A 17,249-nucleotide genomic window follows, 5' to 3' on the forward strand; every position below is an offset into this window, starting at 1 on the left:
ACGGCCGCGATGGCATCCCCCCCTCGGCCCGGGTGTTCCTAGGCTCGGACCATGGGTGGCCCCGAGCGCTCTCCGTTCTCGACGTCCGAGCTGGGCCCGGCCTACGACCCGGCGTCGGTGGAGGGACCGACCTATCAGCGGTGGATGGATCTCGGGGTCTTCGAGGCCGACCCGACCTCCGGCAGGCCTCCCTTCGCGATCGTCATCCCGCCGCCGAACGTGACCGGCTCGCTGCACCTGGGTCATGCCTTCCAGCACACGCTCATGGACGCCCTCACCCGGCGCAGGCGCATGCAGGGCTTCGACGTGCTGTGGCTGCCGGGGATGGACCACGCCGGGATCGCCACGCAGAACGTCGTGGAGCGGGAGCTGGCGAAGGAGGGCAAGAGCCGTCGAGACCTGGGCCGCGAGGCGTTCGTCGCGCGGGTCTGGCAGTGGAAGGAGGAGTACGGCGGCAGGATCCTCGGCCAGATGCGGCGCCTGGGGGAGGGACTGGCCTGGAGCCGGGAGCGCTTCACCATGGACGAGGGGCTCTCCCGTGCCGTCCGCACCGTCTTCAAGCGCCTGCACGACGACGGACTGGTCTACCGCGCCGAGAGGATCACGAACTGGTGCCCACGGTGCCTGACCGCGCTGTCGGACATCGAGGTCGAGCACCGCGACACCGCCGGTGAACTCGTCTCGATCTCCTATGGGCCGCTGACCGTGGCCACCACCCGGCCCGAGACGATGCTGGGGGACACCGCCGTCGCCGTGCACCCCGACGACGACCGCTACACGCATCTGGTCGGCACCCTGCTGACCGTGCCGCTGACCGGTCGCCAGATCCCTGTCGTCGCCGATGAACACGTCGACCCGACCTTCGGCAGCGGCGCGGTGAAGGTCACCCCGGCCCATGACCCCAACGACTTCGAGATCGGACTGCGGCACGGGCTGCCGTCGATCACCGTGCTCGACGAGCGCGGGGTGGTGACCGTGCCCGGCCCGTTCCAGGACCTCGACCGCCTCGAGGCTCGCCCGGCGATCGTCGCGGCGCTCAGACAGCAGCAGCTGATCGTGGAGGAACAGCGCCCGTACGTGCACGCGGTCGGGCACTGCTCCCGCTGCGGCACGGTGGTCGAGCCCCGGCTGTCGCTGCAGTGGTTCGTCCGCGTCGCCCCGCTGGCCCGGCGGGCCGCCGACGCGGTCCGGGCCGGAGACACGGTGTTCGTGCCCGCGGCGATGGCCGACCGCTACCTCGGGTGGGTCGAGGGCATGCACGACTGGTGCATCAGCCGCCAGTTGTGGTGGGGGCACCGGATCCCGGTCTGGTACGGCCCCGCCGGAGAGGTCGTGGTGCCCGATGCGGACGAGGAGCCACCGTCGGGGGAGGGGTGGGTGCAGGACGAGGACGTCCTCGACACGTGGTTCTCCTCGGCGTTGTGGCCGGCGTCCACGCTCGGCTGGCCGGAGCAGACCCCTGACCTCGAGCGCTACTACCCGACCGACGTCCTGGTCACCGGCTACGACATCATCTTCTTCTGGGTGGCCCGGATGATGATGCTCTGCACCTACGTCCAGCCGCAGGTGCCGTTCCGGCAGGTGGCGATCACCGGGCTGGTACGGGACGGCCGCGGCCGCAAGATGTCCAAGTCGGCCGGCAACGTCGTCGACCCGCTCGACTGGATGGACGCCTACGGCGCCGACGCGCTGCGGTGGACCCTCGCCCGGGGCGCGAACCCCGGCGTCGACCTGCCGGTGAGCGAGGAGTGGGTGCAGGGCAGCCGCAACTTCGTGAACAAGCTCTGGAACGCCACGCGCTTCGCCTCGCTCAACGGCGCACGGGTACCCGAGGGCGAACTGCCCGGCGACCTGTCGGTGCCCGACCGGTGGATCCTGTCCCGTCTGAGCCGGCTGCGGGACGAGGTCGACGTCCTCTACGAGGGCTTCGAGTTCGCCAAGGCCTGCGACGCTCTCTTCCACTTCGCCTGGGACGAGCTGTTCGACTGGTACATCGAGTTGGCGAAGGTCCCGCTCCGGGAGGGCGGTGCGGCCGCGGAGCGGACCCGCCTGGTGCTCGGGCGCTGTCTCGACACGCTGCTGCGCCTGCTGCACCCCGTGGTCCCCTTCGTCACCGACGTCCTGTGGCGGGCGCTGACCGGGGGGACGACGGTGGTGACCGCGAGCTGGCCGACCGGCGCAGGCGCGCACGACGCCGCCGCCGAGGCGGAGCTGCGCCGGCTCCAGGAGCTGGTGGTCGAGGTGCGCCGATTCCGCGCCCAGCAAGGTCTCCGGCCCGGCAGGAGGGTCCCGGCGACGATGGTCGGCGAGCTGGCGCTCTGGGCGCCGCAGCTGGGAGCGCTCGCAGACCTCTCGGTCACGGCCGCCGACCAGCTGCCCGCCGGGCTGGCGGTCGTGACGACCGCTGCGACACGGGTGGGCCTCGACCTGTCCGGCGCCGTCGACGTCGACGTCGAGATCCTCAGACTCCGCAAGCAGCTGGCCGCCGCCGAGCGGGAACGTGATCAGACCGCCCACCGGCTGGCCGACGGAGGCTTTCTCACCAAGGCGCCACAGCACGTCGTCGCCGCCACGCGCGACCGCGCTGCCGCCGCCGGGGCCGCCGTCGCCCGGTTGCGCCAGCAGCTCCAGGACCTGGAGGCGTCCTGACCGGGGTCGCAGGGCCACGTCCCGTCAGCCCGACCGAGCACAGCGGGGGCCGTTCCGGCGGGGAGACCTCCTACCGCCGATGCCGGCGAGCCGCCTCCGCCTCGTCCTCGGCGACATCGGCCCGCTCCGCGTCCGCGTAGACCCCGGCGGGGCGGTCGGCGTCTCGGGGGTCGGGACCCTGAGCGGCCGCGGGATCCGGTTCGGTGGTGAGGGGGACGGCGTCTCCGGTCGGCGGGGGGACCTCGGGGTGCTCTGCCGATGCTGGTCCTGGCGTGGTCATCCCTCCACCCCCTGGTGCGTTCGGTCGTCATGTCCACGATCGGGCAACCGCCGTCGTGGGACAACCGGGGAACGACAGGTGCAGACCCGGGCCTGAGACCTGCCGCTCATCCCGTCCATCGCATGCCGAGCAGCACGGTGTCGTCCCGTCCGTCGTCGGCGGTGAGCGCTCGCATGAGTCCGTCGAGTGTCTGCCCCAGTGGCTGCCCGTCGAGGGCCGCGGCGCCGGCGGCGCGCAGCCGGTCCAGCCCTGTGTCGATGACCTCGCCGCGGCGCTCGACCAGACCGTCGGTGAACGCCAGCAGCGTGCCGGTGGCCGGGACCGTGAACTCGGCCGCCGGCGGCGGGTCCGGGTCCACCACGCCGATCGGTGGGGCCACGGGCATCGTGAGGGACCGGGCGTTGCTCCCGGTGAGCAGCACGGGCGGGAAGTGGCCGGCGGAGACCGCGCGCAGCCGGGCGGCGGTCACGTCCAGCTCGCCGATCAGCACGGTCGCGAACTGGTGGCTGGTCCCCACGTCGAGCAGCCGGCGCAGCTTGGCGAGGACGACGTGGATGTCGTCGCCCTGGGTGAGGTAGGCGCGCACCGCGAAGCGCAGCTCCGCCATCGTGGTGGCCGCCGGCAGCCCGCGACCGGAGATGTCCCCGACGACGAACACGCAGCGACCGGGTCCGCAGGGCAGGACGTCGAACCAGTCGCCGCCGACCTCCAGCTCGTCGACGCCGGCGACGTACCGGGCGGCCACCTCGATGCCGTCGACCGTGGGCACCTCGGGCAGCAGGGCCTGCTGCAGCGTGCCGGCGATGCTCCGCTGCTGCCGGTAGAGCCGCTCGTTGTCCGCGGCCAGCCGCTCGGCCTCGGCCCGCCGTCGCAACAGCGTGGCCGCGACCACGGCCGCGCCCCCGGCCAGCAGGAGCCCCACTCCCAGCACGATCCAGGGCAGCGCGGAGGACAGGTCACCGGTCAGGCTCGTCCGGGACGCGCCGACGATGGTGATCGCCGTGTCCCCGAACGGCACCGTGGTGCGTTCGGTGTGGCCGCCGATCGGTACGGGGCCGGTGGAGTACAGCAGCTGGTCGGTGGCCTCGTCGCGGCCCAGGTAGACGGCGAAGTCCAGGCCGCCGAACGCCTCGTCGGGCGGCACCTGGACGCGCCGGTCGGGCGGGAGCGGCGCCTCGGCGTAGACCACCAGCCCGGCGTCGCCGCCCGGCCGCAGCGCGTAGCCCAGCCGGGCCGGCTCGCCGGGCAGGATGCCGGTGACCGCGAGCGTGCCGTCGGTCGGCACGGCGGTGAGGAACGCGGGGAACCCCTCGCGGTCGGGACCGGCCGGGTCCGGGCCCTGCACGCTCAGCTGCTCGACCTGTCCGCCGTCGCCGACTCGCCACAGGGACAGCGTCATGCCGGTGGAGTCGGAGATCCGAGCGGCGAACCGCTGGAAGGCGCCGGGGTCGGCGTCCGTCGCGGTGGCGACCTCACCGGCGTCGGCCAGCTGGGTGGTCAGCACCGTCACCTGGGTGGTCAGGACGGTGCCGGCCTGGTCGACCTGCCGTTGCAGGGAGTCGGCCTCGGCGGCGGCGTTGACCTGTCCGGCCAGGACGGCCAGCAGCGCCGCGACCGCGAGGACGACGACGGCGACGACGGCGGCGACCCGGCGGGGCGTGCTGCGGATCATGGTGGGCGAACCGTACCGCTCGGGGGTCTCGCAGCCGTGGTCCAGCACGCGGGACACCGGGCTCGGTGACGCGGCGCCATCCCGGCTCCGCACCCGGGCCGAGCCGGCCCGCGGGCAGGCACCCTCGAGCGTCGCAGCGTCCGCGGTCGCGCAGCGACCGGTCGCCGTCGATCGCTCGCACGGACCCGTCGAAGAACGCACTGCCGTGGACCGGCGCTACCCGCCGGGGTCGGTCGGCTCCGGCGGCCGGACGTCCGAGCGGGTGCCGCGGCGGTGGGACGCGGTCGCGGTACCGGGCGGCCACGCGGAGCGGCGGGCCTTCGGGCTCCCGCCCGGTCCCTGGACGTGGCGGCGGATCTGCTGGGAGATGAGCCGGGCGACGCTCGAGGGGCGCCAACGTCGATCTGCCGGGGTGCGGAAGCCCTCGGCGTCCAGCGCCGCGGCGATCGCGTCGATGGACGCCCCGTCCCGGTGCAGCTCGAGCAGTCTCGCGACGCCGTGCGCGTCGGCGGTGTCGCACCTCCCGCGCCTGGTGGCCCTGGCTCGGTCGACGGCCCCGCGCGCCGCGGGGAGCGGCCACTCGCGCAAGCTCGACAGGTCGGTCAGGGGGACGGCCGGACCCCACAGCCAGCCTTGGCCGGTGCCACAGCCGAGTCCCTGGAGGAGGGCAGCCTGTTCCGCGGTCTCCACGCCCTCGGCGACGACATCGACCCCCAGGGCCCGGGCGAGGTCGATGATCCACGCGACGATGGCCAGCGCGTCCCGCTGGTCGGTGATGTCGGCGACGAAGCTCCGATCGATCTTCAGCGCCGAGACGGGGAGGTCGCGCAGGCTCGCCAGGGAGCTGTAGCCCATGCCGAAGTCGTCCATCGCCACCCGGATGCCCGCCTCGCGGAGGCGGCGGAGCAGCCGCGCGGCGAGGCGGGGGTCGTGCATGATCGCCGTCTCGGTGATCTCGAGGACCAGCTGCTCCGCGGGCACCCCGGCGTCGGAGGTCCAGTCCAGCAGGCGGTCGAAGAGGTGACTGTCGGTCAGGTTGGCCGCCGACAGGTTGACGGCGAGGTACGCGTCGGCCGGCACGGCGCCTGCCGCGCGCAGACGCGCCATGTCCCGCAGCGCCTGCCGGATGACCCAGCGGTCCAGGTCCGGGGCCACCCCGGTCAGCTCGGCCACGCGGACGAAGGCGCTGGGCGGCACCGGCCCTCGCTCCGGGTGCGTCCAGCGGGCCAGTGCCTCCAGGCCGACGACGGCTCCCGTCCGGAGGTCCACGACGGGCTGGTACTCGACGTCCAGTGCACCGCGCGCCAGCGCGGCCGGCAGGTCCGCCCCCAGCGCGTACCGGTCGGCCTCGCCCTCGTGGAGCGCCCGGTCGTGGACGTGCACCCGCCCGCGGCCGGCGCGCTTCCCCGCGTGTACGGCCGAGTCGGCCTGGCGCAGCAGGTCCATGGCCGTGACCGCCGCCCCCGCGGGTGCGGCGGCGACACCGACCGACGCCGTGACGCTCACCGCGGCACCGTCGATGCAGAAGGGGTCGGACAGGGTGTTCCGCAGGAAGCAGGCCAGCGCGTGTGCCGAGTGCTCGCCGGTGTCCTGGCAGACGACCACGAACTCGTCGTCACCGATGCGGCCGACGGTCTCCTGGCCGGACACGCTGGCCCGCAGCCGCGCGCCGACCGCGTCGAGCAGCCGATCGCCGACGCCGTGCCCGCGCGAGGCGTTGACCATCCTGAAGTCGTCCAGGTCGACCAGCAGGACGGCGGTCGAGTGGCCGGCCCTCGTCAGGGCCTCGGTCAGCCGGTCGACGACGACAGCCCGGTCGGGCAGCCGGCCGGAGCCGTCCGTGGCGGTGTCGCCCGGCCCCCCGGCTCCGCCGTCCTGTGACCTGGCCACCTGTCCCACTCCCGTGCTGCCGGCGTTCCAGGGCACGGCTCCGCGCCCCCGGCCTCAAGGCTCGCCAGGACCGGCAGGCGCGGCCAGATGCGCGGGTGCCAACCTCCTGGTGCGCATGCACTACGAGCCCCCCGCGGCCGGTCACCCCTCAGCCGCTGCTGACCAGGCCCTCCCGGACGGCGATGGCCAGCACCTCGAGCTTGGAGTGCGCCCCGAGCTTGGCCGAGAGGTTGGCCACGTGGTTCCGGACGGTGTGCACGCTGATCGTCAGCTGCTGGGCGATGTCGGCGTTGGACAACCCCAGGGCCAGCAGGTCGAGGATCTCCTGCTCGCGCTCGGTGAGCTCGGCGCGGCCCCCGCCGCTGCGTCGCTGCAGACGCGGCAGGAGCCGGGTGAGCAGCTTCGCGCTGACCACGGACTCGCCCTGGGCCGCCGCCCGCACGCCGGCGATGACGTCGTCGAGCCGTTGCGTCTTGGCGATGAAACCGGCGGCGCCGGCCTCCATCGCGGCGACGAGCACGCGGTCGGACGTCGAGGCGGTCAGCACCACGACCCTCGCCGAGGGGCGGATGCGGTGCAGGTCCGCGATCGCACCGACCCCGTCGCCGTCGGGCAGCCGGTGGTCCAGGAGGACGACGTCCGGGACGACCGAACCCACCAGCGCGCGCGCCTCGGCGATGGACGTCGCCTGACCGACGACGAGGAGGTCCGGCTCGGCCTGCAGGACCTGCGCCAGGCTGGCCGCGAACACCGGGTGGTCGTCCACGACCAGGATCCGGACCGGGGTGGACGTGGGCCCGTCGGGTGCCTCGGGCGAGCTCACGATCCGAGTCTTGCACGCACCGGACGACCCGGGTCCCGGGCGTGTAGTGCAGGGGTGCCAGCGCAGGCGGTGCGCCTGCATCAGGACAACCGGGCGCCGGGTGCGCGACCGTGTCCCGGTGACCGGAGCCCGCGGCGAGATCACCGTCGTGGTCGCGGATGACGACTCCCGCGTCTCACACGCCCTGGCCGAACTCCTGGACGACGAGCCCGACTTCCGCGTCGTCGGACGGGCGGCCAACGGCGACGACGCCGTGACGGCCGCGCGCGACCACCGGGCGGCACTCGTGGTGACCGACGTGCGGATGCCGGGCGGGGGCCCGGACGTGGTCAGGCGACTGGTGGCGCTCCCGCACCGGCCGGTCGTCGCCGGGCTCTCAGCGCAGGCCGATCCCTCGACCTGGACGCGCATGCTGGCTGCCGGCGCGTCGACCTACCTGGTCAAGGGCTCCGTGTCCGGCGACCTGCCCACGCTGCTGCGCCGGTGCGTGCAGGGCCACCTCGTCGTGGGAGTGCCCGGCGCGGCCGACGTCGTCCGCCGCCTGCTGTCCGGCTGACCGGCTCCGGGCCGGCCGGGGGGTGCCGTTCCCGCCGCCCGTCACCGGTAGGAAGAACGACACGGCCGTGCCGGCACCGCCCGGACCCGGCCCCGACCGCCACCAGCCGCCCGACGCCGCCGCGCGGTCGCGCATCGCCACCACGCCGGAGTGCCGGCGTCCCGAGCGGGTCGTCGCCGTGCCGGCCACTCCGGTCCCGTCGTCGACGACGTGCACCTGGACGCCGCGGTCGGTGGCGTCCACGGTGACGGTCACGCGATGCGCCTGCGCGTGCTTGCGGGCGTTGACCATCGCCTCGCGGGCGATCCGGTACGCCGACACCCGCACCTGCTGGGGGAGCGGAGCCTGCCCGCGTTCCTCGACCGACCAGGTGACGTCGGAGTCCTCGAACACGTGCGCCGCCGCATCGGTCAGGCCCTCGGCCAGCGTCGCGTCGAGGACCGGCGTCTCCAGGTCGAAGAGCAGGTGGCGGAGCCGGGTGCTCGCGCCGTGGACGGCGTCCAGCACGGCCTCGACCCCGGTGGCCTCCTCGGGCGCCCGGTCGCGCAGCCGGTTCCGGAGGGCCCCGAGGCGCAGGTCCACGGCCGCCAGGGCCTGGACCGAGTCGTCGTGGACGTCGGCGGCGATGCGGGCCCGCTCGTCGTCCTGGACCTCGACCAGTCGCTCGCTGAGCGCACGCTGGCGGGCCTCGGTGAGCGCGCGCAGTTCCCGGAAGGTGAGCGCCGTGCGCCCCACCATGAGCACCCCTGCGGTGAGGGCCACGACCGCGGCGAAGGCGCTGATCCCGGCCCGGGTCCCGTCGAAGAGCAGGACCAGGACGGCGAGACCGCAGACCCCGGGCAGGGCCAGGACGCTGACTCCTTCCAGGTCGACGTCGCGCGACTCCGATCGGCGCAGGGAGGCCAGCGCGGCACCGGCCAGCAGCAGGCGGGCCACCAGCCACCCCAGGTCGACCGGTTCCCCGCCGACGTAGGCGTCCCGCGCCACGAGGTCCGCGTAGACGGCGTCGGTCGTGAAGAAGGTGACGAACGAGGCGCAGAGCAGCCACCAGGAGCGGCCGGCACTCCGCCCGAGCACGGCGAGGGCGGCCACCGCCGGCGCGAGGAGCAGGAGGTCGGCGATCGGGTAGGCGGCGGTGAAGGGCGCACCGCTGTCGTCGCCCAACGGCACGGACGCTCCGTCGAGGTAGTTCTCGGCCAGCGCGACGGCGGTCAGCCCGGCGATGAGGCCGTCGAGGGAGAGGCTCGCCGGCATGCTGCGGGCCCGGGCGCGCAGCCGCAGGACGAGTCCGATGGCGAGCAGGCCGTAGAAGAGCAACCACCCCGCGTCCGCCCACGACGGGCTCGGGATGGGGTCGAGGTGCCGGTAGTACGCGAAGTAGGAGGCGCTCGCGGCGAAGGCTGCGACGAGTCCCGCGGTCATGAACAGCCAGGCCGCCCGGTCCCGGCGGTCGACGACGCAGCGGAGGGCGAGCACGACGATGACGAGGCCGTCGACGGTCATGTTCAGCCATCCGTCGACGGCGGCGTCGTAGCCCGGTGCCTGACGGATGCCGGGGACGAGCGTGGCTCCGTAGACCGCGCCCGAGACCAGCATCGCCCACGTCGTCACCCGCAACAACGAGGTGGTCGAGAACCGCACGTCGCCTCCGCTCGTCGCCGCCGGTGGAGTTCCTGCTGGACGACGAGGGCGGACACCTGGCCCCTCACGGAGGCGTCGCGCACGCCCAGCCGTGACGATTGTCCCCGCGCGAGGCAGGGGAGTCGACCGAGCGGTCAGCTGGACCGGCTCAGCGGAACCCGCGCACCTGACCGCGTGCCGGTCCAGCCGTCGAACGCTGCCGGAGCGGCGGGCATGCCCCCGGGGCCGCACTGCCGGCCGCCGCGGGATGCCCCCGCCGCTCCCGTCGGGACCTGACCGGCCGAGCCGCGGCGACGACGGTCCGCTCCGCGCCCGCGGACGTGGGTCGACCGGGTCCTCGGTGCGCGGTCTCCTCGGCCGCGCCGTGGATTCCGCAGTCGTCGACCACCTCGTCCGGCCCGCGGTGAGGCGGTCATCCGCGAGCGGCCGCCGCTCTTGCCAGGATCTCCTGGACCACGGAGGTCTTGGCGTCGGCGTAGTGCTGGACGTGGCGCCACACCCTGCGGGCCAGAGCGCGCTTGGCCTCGGCGTATCTCTCCCGGTCCTCGTCGTGCGTGCGCAACCGGTCGCGGAAGGCGAGCATCCGGTCGATCTCCGGCTCACCAGCACTGAACACGTGCAGGTTGACGTCGGTGTCCGGGCCCCGGAGCAGGCGGTGTTCCAGCCATTCCGGTTCACGGATCGTCAAGACGTAGCCGGCGGACTCGAGGGCCGGTACGTAGGACGGTTCGTCGGCCGAGTCGGGGACCACCAGGACCATGTCGATGATCGGCTTGGCGCACAGGCCGGGAACCGACGTCGAGCCCACGTGCTCCACACGGACGGCGACCTGACCGAGGGCGGTGCGGACGCGGTCAGCCTCGCGAGCGAACAGGCCGGGCCACCGCGGGTCGTACTCGACCAGGGTGATCGGCGCGTCGTGCGGGATCCGCTCGCCGACGGTGACCTTTTGGAGGTCCTCATCGCTGATGTGCGGCCCGGAGGGAACGTCGTCCATGGACGTCATGGGAGGCGACGCTCCCTCCCCTTGTCGAGCGGTCCCTGTGCCGCGCCGTGGCGGACGCGGAGCCTCCGCGACCGCCGTGCGTGGCCTCGCTGGAGGAGCTGCTCCGCACTCTGGACCGGCCGCCGATGGTCATGGGCCACTCCGCCGGCGGCACCCTCGTGCAACTGCTGCTCGACCGCGGCCACGGGGCGGTCGGCGTCGTCCTCGACTCCGCTCCCACCGAGGGCGTGCGGGTGCTGCCGCTGTCCCAGCTGCGCTCGACCCTCGTCGCGTTCGGGAACCCGGCGAACCGGCACCGCGCGGTGGCTCTGGACGAGGAGCAGTGGCGCTACGCCTTCACCGACACGTTCCCCGAGGAGGAGTCGCGGCGGCTGTACCAGCGGTACGCGATCCCGGCGTCCGGCCGGATCCTGTGGAGCTCGGTGCTGGCCGACGTCATGCCGGGCCCGCAGGACGCCGCGGTCGACCACGCCGACGACGACCGCCCGCCGCTGCTGTTCGTCTCGGGCGGCGAGGACCACCTGATGCCGCCGAGCGTGCAGCGGTCGAACGTCCGGCACTGCCGGGCGCCGCACACGGTCACCGAGCACCGGGAGTACCTCGGCTACGCCCACCTGCTGCCCGCCCAGGAGGGCTGGGAGGCGATCGCCGACCACGTGCTCGACTGGGCGGTCGCCCACGCGCGGCCCACCAGCCCGGAGGTCGCCGGCGCGCGGTGACCGGCCGGCGGGCCTGCCCGGGGCGATCGCCCTCGGGGTCTCGCCGACGGCGGGCACCGCCCGCCGAGCCGGACGCGGAACGTCACGCGTCCCCGCGATCACCGCACCGTGGTCGCCCCGCCGAGATACGCCGTGATCGCCGTGTGTGCGGCCGTGACACCCGTGGTGAGCGTCGGCTCGATCACGGGCGCGAAGAAGGGGGAGTGGTTGGTCGGCACGGGATCGTCACCGTCGACGACCTCGTCGGGCATGCCGCCGATGAACCAGTAGACGCCCGGCACACCGATCGCCTCCGGCAGGTGGCCGAAGTCCTCGCTACCGAGCAGCGGCGGCGTGTCGCTGACCCTGCCGGCGCCGAACACCTGCGTCAGCGCGTCGGTGACGCGTCCGGTCGCCTCCGGGTCGTTGCGCAGCAGCGGGAACGTGTAGAGCTCCTCGACCTCCGGTTCGGGCGCGCCCGAGGCCTGCGCCTCGGCCGCGATCACCCGGCGGAGGGCGGCGAGCACGCGCTCCCGGATGTCGGTGTCCAGGGTGCGCACGTTGACCGTGAAGACCGCGGTGGCCGGGATGATGTTCTCCTTGAGCCCGGCGTGGAAGCTGCCGATGGTCACCACGACGGGCGTCAGCGGGGGCACCTCGCGGGACACGATGCTCTGGATGCGCACCACCATGTGGGCGGCGAGCACGACGGGGTCGATGGTGTCCTCCGGGCGGGATCCGTGCCCGCCGCGTCCGTGCACGGTCACCTGCCAGCTGTCGGCCATCGCCATCGCCGGCCCGCCGGCCACCCGGATCTCACCGGCCCGGAACGGGTACACGTGCTGGGCGAGGACCACCTCGGGTCGGGGGGCGCGGGCCCACAACCCGTCGGCGACCATCGCCGCGGCACCCTCACTGGTCTCCTCCCCGGGCTGGAAGAGGAACACCACGGTCCCCGACCACGTGTCCCGGGCGGCGGCCAGCACCGAGGCGGCACCGATGGCGCTCGTGACGTGCACGTCGTGGCCGCAGGCGTGCATCACCGGCACCTCGGTGCCGTCGCCGAGCCGGCCGCGGGCGGTGCTGGCGTAGTCCAGCCCGGTGTCCTCCGCGACGGGCAGGCCGTCGGTGTCGGCGCGGAAGGCGACGACCGGTCCGTCCCCGTTGCGCAGGACCGCGACCACCCCGGTACCGCCGCAGGTGGACGTCTCGCAGCCCAGCCGCCCCATGCGCTCGGAGACCAGTGCGGCGGTCCGGTGCTCCTGCATCGACAGCTCGGGGTCGGCGTGCAGGTGGCGGTACAGAGCGTGCAGTTCCTCGCGCAGCTCGGGGGTGATCAGTGGCTGGCCTGCCGACGACGTCATCGTTCTCGATCCCTTCGTCCACCTCGTCGCGAGTACCGCTCCCTGTACACCCACCGGTCACGTCGTGGCCGCCCGGCACGACCACGGCCGGGCGGGGTCGGCGTCACCGGGCGTCCTCTCCGTCGTCCCTACCCCGGAGGCGGGGGACGAGCACCGCGCGGCGCTCGGACGACCCGCGGCGCGCGTGCCCCCCGCGAGGTCGCACGACTAGCGCCGGGCCAGCGCCGCGAGCGCGGCCTCGATCCGACGTCGGGTGTCATCGGAGGTCCACCCGGCGAGGACGGCCGCGTCGTCGCCGGCGGTCGCCTCGATCGCCGCGTTCGCGGCACGGTGGAGCTGGACCTTGGCCAGCCGGTAGGACTCCGGCGACCGGGCGGCCAGCTCGGCGGCCAGCGCGACCGCCCGGTCGAGCAGCTCGCCGGGCGCGGCGAGTTCGTCGACCATCCCGAGGGTCAGCGCCCGTTCGCGGTCGGCGGTCTGCGCGCCGAGCAGCACCTGGCCGGCACGGGAGCCGAGCGCGTGCCGGACGATCTCCAGGGCGGACGTCGGGAAGGGGACGCCGACCGCCAGTTCCGCCAACCCGATCCGTCCGCCGGACATCAGCCGCAGGTCGCAGGCCAGCGCCAGCACACAGCCACCGGCGATCGCGTGCCCGTTGACCGCCGCGACCGTCGGCCGCGGATGATCGAACACGGCGCGGAACGTGCGGGACAGCGCGGCCAGCAGCTCCTCGGTGTACGGCCGGCCCCCGTCCAGGATCCGGCGCAGGTCCACCCCGGCGGAGAAGGAGGAGCCGCTGCCGGTGATCACCAGCGCCCGGTCGGACGCGGTGACGGCGTCGGTCAGGGCGTTCAGCAGCTCGACGTCCAGGGCGCCGACCCGGCCGTGGTCGATGCGCAGGACGGCGACGTCGTCCCGATCCTCGGTGATCAGCATCGGGTCATCCTCCACGCCCCCGCGTGTCCGGTGACCGCGGAGAGTCCCCCTCGGTCACAGGACGGTGGGGGAGGGGCTGATCATCGGTCGGTGGGTCGGGGGAGCTCGGCGGGGATCGGCCCGGTGTCTCGGCTCTCGGCCCGCCTGCCGGGGTCGGCCCCGTCGGCCTCCTGCAGGAGCCGGGAGATGCGCTGGCGGGTCAGCCCGAACAGGGCGCCGATCTCCTCGAGCGTCAACCCCTCCTGACGCAACGCGGCGGCCTTCGCCTGTCGGAACCGGGTGCCGGCGGCCTCGAAGCGGGCGGTCGCGTCGGTGAGGACCTCCACGATGAGGGGGCGGCGCTCACGGGCGACGATCTCCCGGTACGGCAGGCCCTGGGCCCGGCAGGCCCGGATCTCCGCGGCGTGCTCGCGGATGAGCGCGGTGACCTCGGCCATCTGCTCGGCGACGGCGACCAGGTCGGCGAGCGCGCGCAGCGCAGGCTCCTCCGCGAGCCCGCCCGGCCCCTCCCGCCGATCAGGTGGCTCATGGGGTTCCATGCCTGACGCCTCCCCGCGGACGCTCGGTCGCCTCTCCCGGTTCGGTCGACACGGGCCGCAACGATCGTTGACAGCGGCTCGTGTCCGAGCAACGATCCACGTCCCCGCCCGTGGCGAAACAGTTCGCTCCGGCGCCGACCCACCCGCAGTGTGCCGCGTGTCCGTCCCGCGTGCGGCCCTGGGGTGCCCACGGTGAGGAGCGCGGACGTGCCGATCCCGGACCCGACGCCTCCCCGGGATCCATCCGTCCCGCCGAGGGGTGGGTCCCCCAGTGGCGCCGGCCTCGGTCGGTCCGCCACCGCCGCCGCCGACCCGGCCGATCGGGAGCCGTTGCTCCGCGTGGTGACCGAGGCGCTGGTCACCACGCTGGAGCCCGAGGAGGCCGCCGCCCGGTTGTGCGACCTGCTGGTGCCGGCCCTGGCCGACTGGGCCGTGCTCACCCTCATCGACGAGGTGCCGAGGCCCGGGCACCGGCGAGGGCTGGGGCATGCCGTCACCCGACATCGCGATCCGGCGCGACAGGCGCTGGCTGCGGAGTACGTCCGCACCCGGGTCGAGGCGCTCACCGACGACTCGCTGCTGTTCCGCGCCCTGCGCACCGGCCGTCCGGAGCTGCTGCGGGGAGACGCGACCCGGACCCTGCAGGGGATGCTGCGGCCGGGACCCGCGCACGACCTGCTGGCGACTCTCGCCCCCGAGCACGTCATGCTGCTCCCGTTGCTCGGTCGGCACGGCGCCGTCGGCCTGCTGAGCCTGTGCAACGGTGCGGCTCGGGGCCGGTTCTCCGCCGGGGATCTCGCTGCCGCCGCCGATGTCGCAGGCCGCGCCGGGCTGGTGCTCGACGACGCGCGCCTCCACGACGCGCAGCGGTCGTTGGCCGAGGCTCTGCAGCGTTCCATGCTCACCGAGCCGCCGACCATCGAGGGGCTGCAGATCGCGGTCCGCTACGCCCCGGCGGCGCGGGCGGCCGAGATCGGCGGCGACTGGTACGACTGCTTCGTCCAGCGCGGCGGCGCGACCTTCGTCATCGGTGACGTCGCCGGTCACGACGTGGACGCCGCCGCCGCCATGGGCCAGGTGCGCACCCTGCTCCGTGGCATCGCCGTGGCGACCCACGCCGGGCCGGGACCGCTGCTCGACGCCGTCGACGCGGCGATGGCCGAGCTGCGGCTGGGCGCCCTGGCCACCGCCATCGTGGCCCACGTCCGCCCGCTCGAGCACGGCGCGGCCGGCGCGTGGCGCCTGCGCTGGGCCAACGCCGGCCATCCGCCGCCGCTGCTGGTGCATCCCGACGGCCGGGTCACGGTGCTGGCCTCCGGGCCGGAGATGCTCCTGGGCGTGGCCCTCGGGGTGCTCCACAGCGAGGCGGAGGCGGTGCTCGAGCCGGGCGCGTTGCTGCTGCTCTACACCGACGGACTCGTCGAGGCTCCGGACCGCCCGATCGACGACGGCATCGACCTGCTGTGCAGCACGCTCGCCGACCTCGTCGCCGTCGGTGACGCGCGCCCGGAACCCCTCGGGGTCGAGGAGCTGTGCGACGCGCTGCTCGACCGCGTGCTGTCCGGTCAGCCGGAGGACGACGTCGCACTGCTCGCCGTCCGCCTCGTCGGCTGACCCGGCTGCCGGTCCCTCGCCACCACCCCGGACCCCGCCAGGCCGGCGGTGATCTCGGATCCAGGTCAGGGTCGAGGGGTGCGCTCGTCGTCCCGCCCGGAGGGTGGCCGCCGCGGGTGCGGCTGGCGTAGGCGCAGGGCGGTGCCGCGACCAGGGGCCGTGGCGAGGTCGAGCGTGGCTCCGGACGCCTGGGCGAGGTCATGCATCAGGCGGAGGCCGAAGTGGCCGGGCGGGGATTCCGAGGACTCGGTCAGGTCGAAGCCGATCCCGTCGTCCCGGATCACCAGCGTGACCGACGACTCGTCCTCCGTGACGGTGAGGACGGCCCTCCGGGCGCGGGCGTGCTTGACGACGTTGGTGAGCGCCTCCTGGGCGGTGCGGAACAGCAGGGCCGCGCTCTCGGGCGGCAGGTCCAGGTCGTCGGGCAGCTCGAGGCGCGTGTGGACGCCGCGGGACTGGGTGCGCGCGGCCAGGTCGCCGAGCGCCGCCGGCAGGCCGGCGCGGGCCAGGTGTGGCGGGTAGATCTCGATGAGCAGGGAGCGCAGGGAGGCGACCGACTGACGGACGGCGGCGGTCGCCAGCTGCAGGTCGTCGGCCACCGAGTGGTCGTGGGTGCCGCCCGGGGCGCGTGTCCTGAGATGGTCGATCGCCCGGGACATGATCAGCGGGGCCGCGGACAGGTCCTGGACGACGCCGTCGTGCAGACCACCCGCGATCCGGCGTCGCTCCTCGACGGTCGCGTCCGCCGCCTGTGCCTGGAGCCGCAACCGTTCCTGGTCCGCTGCCCGCACGTCGCGGATCATCCGCCTGGCCATCGGTAGCTGGAACAGCAGCAGGCAGACGAGCGCCGCCGCCGAGATGGGGGCGAACTCGAGCCAGATGGCCACCTGCCGGTTGGTCACCCGGTCGTAGTCGAAGTACGCCTCGAGCAGCAGACGCTCCCCGGACTGGGCGATGACGGGACGGTAGACCTCGAGCAGTCGCTCCCGGGAGCGCTCGAACTCGTTCTCGGCGCGGCCGAGGTCGCTCACCTCGGCGGACATGTCACCGTCCACGAACGACCGCACGGAGTACTCGGACTCGGGGAAGGTGCGTCCCACGAGTTGGGTCTCGTCGGAGTAGACGATCCGCTGGTCGTCGTCCCAGATCTTGAGGCGTACCACCGCCGCGTCGCGGAGCTGGGTCTCCACGACGGCGTCCAGGTCGGCGATCGCCTGCGGGTCCCCGGTGAGCAGGCCGCCGCCCAGGTTCGGCTCCACGAGCAGCTCGGCGACGAGGTCGGTCCTGCTCCGGGCGTCGGCGAGCGCCTCGCTGCGGGCGGCCGCGTGGCTCGCCCAGACGCTGGCGGCCAACAGCAGGCTGGCGGCGACGACGTTGCCGGCCACGAACCTGCTCAGCACCCGGCGGGCGGTTGCCGGTGAACCTTGGGCTCGCGCCGAGCCCCCTGCGGGGGGCGGGTCGACGAGCCGCACCCACGGTGGGGTCTCCGCCGACGTCACGTGCTCGTCCCCGACGCTCCGTGGCGCTGTCACAGTGAACCCCTCCGGCATCCGCGGTGACCGCCAGCGGTCGCCGGCCCGA

The 17,249-nt window shown here is 74.3% G+C and carries 12 protein-coding genes and 1 pseudogene; 4 read left to right on the forward strand and 9 right to left on the reverse strand.

Going from position 1 to position 17,249, the window contains the following annotated elements:
* The first annotated feature begins 51 nt into the window (after positions 1-51).
* Entirely contained in the window at positions 52-2,649 is a 2,598-nt protein-coding gene (locus tag ACI784_RS20560) for a valine--tRNA ligase (RefSeq protein ID WP_457014712.1), read from the forward strand.
* Between the two features lie 386 nt (positions 2,650-3,035).
* Here ACI784_RS20560 and ACI784_RS20565 read toward each other — a convergent pair whose 3' ends face one another.
* From ACI784_RS20565 to ACI784_RS20575, 3 genes are all read right to left on the reverse strand, one after another.
* Positions 3,036-4,601 carry a PP2C family protein-serine/threonine phosphatase gene (locus tag ACI784_RS20565; protein WP_457014713.1) on the reverse strand — a complete coding sequence of 522 codons (1,566 nt, stop codon included), beginning with the start codon at positions 4,599-4,601 and terminating at the stop codon, positions 3,036-3,038.
* A 216-nt stretch (positions 4,602-4,817) separates the two neighbouring features.
* Positions 4,818-6,491 carry a putative bifunctional diguanylate cyclase/phosphodiesterase gene (locus ACI784_RS20570; RefSeq protein WP_457014714.1) on the reverse strand — a complete coding sequence of 558 codons (1,674 nt, stop codon included), beginning with the start codon at positions 6,489-6,491 and terminating at the stop codon, positions 4,818-4,820.
* Between the two features lie 148 nt (positions 6,492-6,639).
* On the reverse strand, positions 6,640-7,314 hold the full coding sequence (locus tag ACI784_RS20575; RefSeq protein WP_456925495.1) for a response regulator: 675 nt from the start codon (positions 7,312-7,314) through the stop codon (positions 6,640-6,642).
* 118 nt (positions 7,315-7,432) lie between these two features.
* Between ACI784_RS20575 and ACI784_RS20580 the strand changes: the two genes are divergently transcribed.
* Positions 7,433-7,870, forward strand: coding sequence for a response regulator (locus ACI784_RS20580; protein WP_457014715.1), 438 nt, complete (start codon positions 7,433-7,435; stop codon positions 7,868-7,870).
* Between the two features lie 51 nt (positions 7,871-7,921).
* Here ACI784_RS20580 and ACI784_RS20585 read toward each other — a convergent pair.
* Together ACI784_RS20585 and ACI784_RS20590 are read right to left on the reverse strand one after the other, a co-directional pair.
* Positions 7,922-9,466 (reverse strand): annotated as a pseudogene (locus ACI784_RS20585) (sensor histidine kinase); the annotation flags it as partial.
* Between the two features lie 457 nt (positions 9,467-9,923).
* Entirely contained in the window at positions 9,924-10,508 is a 585-nt protein-coding gene (locus ACI784_RS20590; RefSeq protein WP_457014716.1) for a GrpB family protein, read from the reverse strand.
* 89 nt (positions 10,509-10,597) lie between these two features.
* On the opposite strand from ACI784_RS20590, the gene ACI784_RS20595 reads away from it, so the two are divergent.
* Positions 10,598-11,236: an alpha/beta fold hydrolase gene (locus ACI784_RS20595; RefSeq protein ID WP_457014717.1), complete on the forward strand. Its 639-nt coding sequence runs from the start codon at positions 10,598-10,600 to the stop codon at positions 11,234-11,236.
* 98 nt (positions 11,237-11,334) lie between these two features.
* On the opposite strand, the gene ACI784_RS20600 is transcribed toward ACI784_RS20595, so the two are convergent.
* The 3 genes from ACI784_RS20600 to ACI784_RS20610 form a co-directional block, all read right to left on the reverse strand.
* Entirely contained in the window at positions 11,335-12,579 is a 1,245-nt protein-coding gene (locus tag ACI784_RS20600; protein WP_456925678.1) for an amidohydrolase, read from the reverse strand.
* Between the two features lie 207 nt (positions 12,580-12,786).
* Positions 12,787-13,515, reverse strand: coding sequence for an enoyl-CoA hydratase/isomerase family protein (locus ACI784_RS20605; protein ID WP_457014718.1), 729 nt, complete (start codon positions 13,513-13,515; stop codon positions 12,787-12,789).
* Between the two features lie 80 nt (positions 13,516-13,595).
* Positions 13,596-14,054, reverse strand: a complete 459-nt coding sequence (locus ACI784_RS20610; protein WP_457014719.1) for a sigma factor-like helix-turn-helix DNA-binding protein — start codon at positions 14,052-14,054, stop codon at positions 13,596-13,598.
* Between the two features lie 339 nt (positions 14,055-14,393).
* Between ACI784_RS20610 and ACI784_RS20615 the strand changes: the two genes are divergently transcribed.
* Complete coding sequence (locus ACI784_RS20615; RefSeq protein WP_457014735.1) at positions 14,394-15,668, forward strand: PP2C family protein-serine/threonine phosphatase; 1,275 nt, start codon at positions 14,394-14,396, stop codon at positions 15,666-15,668.
* 65 nt (positions 15,669-15,733) lie between these two features.
* On the opposite strand, the gene ACI784_RS20620 is transcribed toward ACI784_RS20615, so the two are convergent.
* Positions 15,734-17,068 carry a sensor histidine kinase gene (locus ACI784_RS20620; protein ID WP_457014720.1) on the reverse strand — a complete coding sequence of 445 codons (1,335 nt, stop codon included), beginning with the start codon at positions 17,066-17,068 and terminating at the stop codon, positions 15,734-15,736.
* Between the last annotated feature and the right edge of the window lie 181 nt (positions 17,069-17,249).

It is taken from the genome of Geodermatophilus sp. SYSU D01186 (assembly GCF_054050215.1).

What these genes read in the sequence shown, in the direction of transcription:
- ACI784_RS20560 (WP_457014712.1), top strand. Translation starts at nt 52, where the DNA reads ATGGGTGGCCCCGAGCGCTCTCCGTTCTCGACGTCCGAGCTGGGCCCG.
- ACI784_RS20565 (WP_457014713.1), bottom strand. Translation starts at nt 4,601, where the DNA reads ATGATCCGCAGCACGCCCCGCCGGGTCGCCGCCGTCGTCGCCGTCGTC.
- ACI784_RS20590 (WP_457014716.1), bottom strand. Translation starts at nt 10,508, where the DNA reads ATGGACGACGTTCCCTCCGGGCCGCACATCAGCGATGAGGACCTCCAA.
- ACI784_RS20600 (WP_456925678.1), bottom strand. Translation starts at nt 12,579, where the DNA reads ATGACGTCGTCGGCAGGCCAGCCACTGATCACCCCCGAGCTGCGCGAG.
- ACI784_RS20605 (WP_457014718.1), bottom strand. Translation starts at nt 13,515, where the DNA reads ATGCTGATCACCGAGGATCGGGACGACGTCGCCGTCCTGCGCATCGAC.
- ACI784_RS20610 (WP_457014719.1), bottom strand. Translation starts at nt 14,054, where the DNA reads ATGGAACCCCATGAGCCACCTGATCGGCGGGAGGGGCCGGGCGGGCTC.